This is a genomic window from Leucobacter sp. M11 (genome assembly GCF_035726885.1).
Lineage (GTDB): Bacteria > Actinomycetota > Actinomycetes > Actinomycetales > Microbacteriaceae > JAPFRB01.
Genome location: NZ_JAPFRB010000001.1, coordinates 505,441 through 510,765, shown reverse-complemented (window position 1 = coordinate 510,765; position 5,325 = coordinate 505,441). Strand labels below are relative to the sequence as shown.

Sequence of the window (5,325 nt, the reverse complement as noted above, 5' to 3'; positions counted from 1 at the left end):
GCGGGGGCGCTTAGGCCGCGGCGGCCTTCTGGCGCTCGACGAAGCTCACGAAGGTGGCCATCCAGCCGCGCAGGAACTCCTCGGTGCCCTCGTTCGTGACCGTGCCGTCGTCGGTGATGAGGCCCTCGGTGAAGTGGATGTAGCCCTCGGGCTGTCCCATGACGGGGGCGTTGGCGAACAGCAGGATGTTCTTCAGGTGCTGCTGCGCGGCGGCGGAGGAGATCGGGCCGATCGAGGCACCCATCGTGGCGGAGGGCTTGTCGAGCACGCCCTGGCCCCAGGGGCGGCTCGCCCAGTCGATCGCGTTCTTCAGGCCGCCGGGCACCGAGCGGTTGTACTCGGGGGTGACGTAGAGGAGGCCGTCGGCGTCCTGAATCTGCTGCTTGAGGTCCAGGGCGACCTGCGGGTAGTCCGCGTCGAAGTCGTGGTTGTACAGGGGGAGATCCTTGATCGGGATCTCGGCGATCTCCACGCCCTCGGGGGCGAGCCGCATGAGGGCCGTGGCCAGCTTGCGGTTAATCGAGACGGTGGACAGCGATCCGATGAAAACGCCGATCTTGATGGTCACAGTGTGCTCTCTTCCTGTCGGGTGCTACGGGTGCCCCGTCCGGGGCGGTCGGGCCCGCGCCGCTCATTCGGCGGATCGGGGCCCCACGGGAAAAACCATAACATGAAGGTTCAAGTAATTTCTCGGAAATGCGTAAAATAGATCGTGCCGAGCCGGAGCGCTGGCCCGGACGCCCCCGCACGTGCCCCGCGTTCGGGGCCGAACCCGCGGCGGAAAGGGAGCCCATGACCGAGCACGACCCCCGGATCCCGGTCTCCCTCGGCGTCCGAGCCCGACTGCGCGCGAGCGGCTTCGCGCGGGGCAGCTCGTGGCTGCGGGTCGGCATCGAGGAGGGGGTCATGCTCGCGGATGGGACCTGGCGCACCGTTTCGGCCGCCCGCACGGCGACGCTGGGCGCGGCCGGGCGGCCCCAGGCGCACGGCCTGTTCTCGGAGGCTGCGGTGCGCGACGCGCTCCGCGCCGCGCTGCGCCCCGAGGACGGCGACGCCGAGCACGCGGGCGAGGCGCGCCCGTGGGACGCGATCGCCGCGACGCTCCGGGCGCTGGGCATCGAGGCCTCCGCCGCCCACCTGCGCGGCCTGCCCGAGCGGACGGAGCTCGCGCCCGGGCTACTCGCCGAGCTCACCCGGCTGAGCGGCCCGGCCGCCTGACCGCACCCGGAACCGGGACCCGGGCGGCTCGCGGGGCCTCAGGCCGCGTCGGTGCGCCGCGGCGAGGCCGCGAGCCAGGCCTCGGTTTCCGCCGGAGTCCGAAAGCGGATCACCGTGAGGTGGGGGTTGCGCTCCAGGGTCGCGGGCATCCGCTCGTGCCAGGAGCGCATCGTCTGCCGCTGCCAGGCCAGAATGTTGCGCTCGGGGTCCCGGGAGAGCATCTGCCAGACCGGGCCCTCGCGATTGCCGTTCCACAGCGGCTTACGCGAGAGCGCCCGCCCGAGGGTGCGGCGGATGAGCCGACGGCGCAGCAGGGGGAGCGGGTAATCCAGCCAGAGCGCGAGCTGGGCCCGCGGTTCCAGGATGTCCCCGGCCCCCTTGCTCGTGTATTGCCACTCGGTGACCCAGCGCTCGCCCGCCGCGAGCGCCCGGACGTCGTCGAGGAACTCGGGGCGGGGCACCCAGCCCGGGCCGTGGTACAGCGCGTCGATTTCCGTGTGCGTGAGCCCCCAGCGCTCGGCGAGCCGCTGGGCCAGGGTGGTCTTGCCCGAGCCGCTCACCCCGCAGATGAGCACCCGGTCCGAGAGCCCCGGCGGGACCTCATCCGGGTCCCGCAGCCCCGCGTGCGTCATCATCGGGCGGCGCCGGGGGTGAGCGGCGGAAGGCGGAAGCGCATGGCGACAGAATATCGCTCGGTGCCCGCGGCTGCGGTTCGCCGCGCGTAGGCAACGCTCAGTGCGTGCGGAAGGCGGGACTTGAACCCGCACGCTCGAAAGCACAGGAACCTAAATCCTGCGTGTCTGCCAATTTCACCACTCCCGCGTACGCCCTTATTCTAGCCCGATCCGGCGGGCCGCTCCGGCCCGCGCGTCGGTCGATCAGTGCGCGGGGCTCAGCTTGCGGATCGTGCGGATGATGTCCTGCGCGCTCATCGCGACCTGCGCGTCGAGGGAGGAGTTCGCGTGCATGCCGTCGCTCACGTAGAGCACGACGTCGATCAGGGCCGGGTCGTCGAGCTCCCGGCTGAGGGCGTCCCGCCAGGTCTGCCGCATCCGGAGGATCGCGTTCCGGGCCGCCTCGTTTTCGGTCGCGATCCGCAGCGTCGCCACGATTGCCCGATCGTAGGGCGTGTTCTCGTTGACCGAGGTGCGGATGAAGTAGTCGATGGGGTCCACGTCGTCCGCGTCGAAGGCCGCGACGTCCTCGGCGACGCCCTCGTCGAGTCGCTCGATGAGCCCGGCCACGAGCGCATCCTTGTTGGGGAAGTGGTAGAGCAGCCCGCCCTTCGAGACGCCCGCCGTGCGGGCCACCGCGTCGAGGGTCGCCGCGCGCTCTCCCGCATCGATGAGGAGCGACACATAGGCGTCGAGCACGCGCTCGCGCGCCGGAGTCTGTGGTGAGGGCATTCCTCCATGCTACCGCGGGACCCCGGCGCGGCTCCGTTTCTTTGGTATCCCAAACCCGGGCGCTCAGGAGTAAGCTGGTCGGAACCCAACGCACTTGACCCGAGGAGCAGCGTGTCCCGCACGATTTCACTGGCAGTCATTCCCGGCGACGGCATCGGACAGGAGGTGACCGCCGAGGCCAACCGCGTCCTCGACGCGGTGCTTTCCGGCTCCGATGTGCGCCTCGACCGCACCGAGTTCAAGCTCGGCGCCGAGCGCCTCCTCGCGGACGGCCAGACCCTCCCCGAGGCCGAGTTCGAGCAGCTCAAGGGCTTCGACGCGATCCTCTTCGGGGCCGTCGGCGGCGTGCCCGGCGACGAGCGGCTCCGCGACGCGAACATCGAGCGCGGCCTGCTGCTCAAGCTCCGCTTCGCCTTCGACCACTACGCCAACGTGCGCCCCACCACGCTCTTCCCCGGCGTCACGAGCACCCTGGCCGACCCCGGCGAGGTCGACTTCGTGATCGTGCGCGAGGGCACCGAGGGCCCCTACGTGGGCAACGGCGGCCGCCTGCGCGCCGACACCCCGCACGAGGTCGCCACCGAGGTCTCCGTGAACACCGCCTTCGGCGTCGAGCGCATCGTCCGCTACGCCTTCGAGATGGCCGCCGGACGCCCCGCACAGAAGCTCACCTGGGTGCACAAGACGAACGTGCTCGTGCACGCGGGGGCCGTCTGGCAGCGCGTCGTGGAGGCCGTCGCGGCCGAGTACCCCGGCGTCGCCGTGGACTACATGCACATCGACGCCGCCACGATCCACATGGTCCAGCAGCCCTCGCGCTTCGACGTGATCGTCACCGACAACCTCTTCGGGGACATCCTGACCGACCTGGCCGGCGCGGTCGGCGGCGGCATCGGCCTCGCGGCCTCGGGGAACATCAACCCCGACGGCGCGTTCCCCAGCATGTTCGAGCCCGTGCACGGCTCCGCCCCCGATATCGCGGGCCAGCAGAAGGCGGACCCCACCGCGTCCATCCTGTCGGCCGCGATCATGCTGGACCACCTCGGCCTGGCCCCGGAGGCCGAGCGCGTCCGCGCCGCCGTGCGCGCCGATCTCGTCACCCGCGGCGGCGAGCCGAGGACCACCCGGGCCATCAGCGACGCGATTATCGCTCAGCTGGCCTAAACTTTGAGCGTCGGCCCCGCCTGGGGCCGACGCGCGCAGCGTGAGAAGAGAGTAATGAGCACCCAGACCGCACCCCTCGCCTTTTCCGTCACCGAGGCCACCCGCCTGCCCGTCGCCGAGCGCGACGCGATCCTGCAGAGCCCCGGCTTCGGCGACCACTTCACCGACCACATGGTCTCGATCGACTGGTCGATCACCGAGGGCTGGCACAACGCCGAGGTCATTCCCTACGGCCCGCTGCAGCTGGACCCGGCCTCCTCGGTGCTCCACTACGGCCAGGAGATCTTCGAGGGATTGAAGGCGTACCGGCACGCCGACGGCTCCGTGTGGACCTTCCGCCCGGAGGAGAACGGCAAGCGCCTGAACGAGTCCGCGAAGCGGATCGCGCTGCCCGAGCTGCCCGTCGAGACCTTCGTCGAGGCGCTCCGCCAGCTCCTCGCCGTGGACGCCGACTGGGTGCCGAGCGGCGAGGACTCGAGCCTCTACCTCCGCCCGTTCATGATCGCGAACGAAAACTTCCTCGGCGTGCGCAGCGCCCACAAGGCCCGCTTCCTGATCATCGCCAGCCCCGCCGGCCCCTACTTCACGGGCGGCGTGAAGCCCGTGTCGATCTGGCTGTCCACGGAGTACTCCCGCGCCGGACACGGCGGCACCGGCGAGGCGAAGTGCGGCGGCAACTACGCCTCCTCGCTGCTCCCGCAGAACGAGGCCGCGGCGAACGGGTGCCAGCAGGTGCTCTTCCTCGACGCCAAGACCGAGGACACGATCGATGAGCTCGGGGGCATGAACCTCTTCCTCGTCGCCGACGCGGGCAAGACCCTGATCACCCCCGCGCTCAACGGCAACATCCTGCACGGCATCACCCGCGCGAGCCTCATCCAGCTCGCGAAGAACCGCGGCATGGCGGTTGAGGAGCGCGCGGTCACGGTCTCCGAGTGGCGCGAGGGCGCCGCCTCCGGCCGGATCACCGAGGCCTTCGCCTGCGGCACCGCCGCGGTGATCACCCCGATCGGCGCGCTCAAGAGCCCCGACTTCACGATCGAGATGGGCACCGAGCCCGGCGAGGTGACCCTGTCGCTGCGCGCGGAGCTCACCGGGATGCAGACGGGCGTCGTGGCCGATGAGAACGGCTGGATGCTGCAGCTGACCGAGGCGAAGTAGTGCGGGTCGCGCGGTTCCGCGTCGACGACGCGATTGCCTTCGGCGTGCTCGACGACTCCGAGGGCGAGCCCGCCTTCGTCGAGCTCGTCGCCGATCCGATGTTCGCGGGGTACGAGACCACGGGCCGCCGCTTCGGCCTCGGCGAGGTCACCCTGCTCGCCCCGGTCATCCCGCGCTCGAAGGTGGTCTGCGTCGGCAAGAACTACGCCGCGCACGCCGAGGAGATGGGCGGGGAAGCGCCGGAAGCCCCGCTGCTGTTCCTGAAGCCGAACACCGCCGTGATCGGCCCGGGCGACGCCATCGTTCTCCCGCCGCAGTCCGAGCGGGTCGAGCACGAGGGCGAGCTCGTCGTCGTGATCGGCAAGATGGCGAAGAA

7 protein-coding genes and 1 tRNA gene are annotated in these 5,325 nt (G+C 70.8%); 4 read left to right on the top strand and 4 right to left on the bottom strand.

The genetic code is table 11. The features are described from left to right. Positions 1–10: 10 nt before the first annotated feature. The gene (locus OOT08_RS02620) at positions 11–568 is read right to left on the bottom strand and encodes an NADPH-dependent FMN reductase (RefSeq protein ID WP_325090988.1); all 558 of its coding nucleotides are present in this window, start codon (positions 566–568) and stop codon (positions 11–13) included. 224 nt (positions 569–792) lie between these two features. Between OOT08_RS02620 and OOT08_RS02615 the strand changes: the two genes are divergently transcribed. Next, on the top strand, positions 793–1,218 hold the full coding sequence (locus OOT08_RS02615; protein WP_325090987.1) for a hypothetical protein: 426 nt from the start codon (positions 793–795) through the stop codon (positions 1,216–1,218). Between the two features lie 38 nt (positions 1,219–1,256). Here OOT08_RS02615 and OOT08_RS02610 read toward each other — a convergent pair whose 3' ends face one another. The 3 genes from OOT08_RS02610 to OOT08_RS02600 all read right to left on the bottom strand — a co-directional run bounded on the left by OOT08_RS02610 (position 1,257) and on the right by OOT08_RS02600 (position 2,624). Continuing rightward, positions 1,257–1,853, bottom strand: coding sequence for an AAA family ATPase (locus tag OOT08_RS02610; protein WP_325090986.1), 597 nt, complete (start codon positions 1,851–1,853; stop codon positions 1,257–1,259). Between the two features lie 105 nt (positions 1,854–1,958). Continuing rightward, a tRNA-Leu gene (locus OOT08_RS02605) sits at positions 1,959–2,040 on the bottom strand. Positions 2,041–2,096: 56 nt separating this feature from the next. After that, a complete protein-coding gene (locus OOT08_RS02600) occupies positions 2,097–2,624 on the bottom strand; it encodes a TetR/AcrR family transcriptional regulator (RefSeq protein WP_325090985.1) in 528 nt (175 codons plus the stop codon). Positions 2,625–2,735: 111 nt separating this feature from the next. Here OOT08_RS02600 and OOT08_RS02595 point away from each other — a divergent pair, with 111 nt between their 5' ends. The 3 genes from OOT08_RS02595 to OOT08_RS02585 form a co-directional block, all read left to right on the top strand. Then, positions 2,736–3,788 carry a 3-isopropylmalate dehydrogenase gene (locus OOT08_RS02595; protein ID WP_325090984.1) on the top strand — a complete coding sequence of 351 codons (1,053 nt, stop codon included), beginning with the start codon at positions 2,736–2,738 and terminating at the stop codon, positions 3,786–3,788. A gap of 54 nt (positions 3,789–3,842) precedes the next feature. Further along, positions 3,843–4,949, top strand: a complete 1,107-nt coding sequence (locus OOT08_RS02590) for a branched-chain amino acid aminotransferase (protein ID WP_325090983.1) — start codon at positions 3,843–3,845, stop codon at positions 4,947–4,949. Continuing rightward, the coding region (locus OOT08_RS02585; protein WP_325090982.1) for a fumarylacetoacetate hydrolase family protein at positions 4,949–5,325 on the top strand (377 nt) is incomplete at its 3' end. The genes OOT08_RS02590 and OOT08_RS02585, both read left to right, overlap by 1 nt.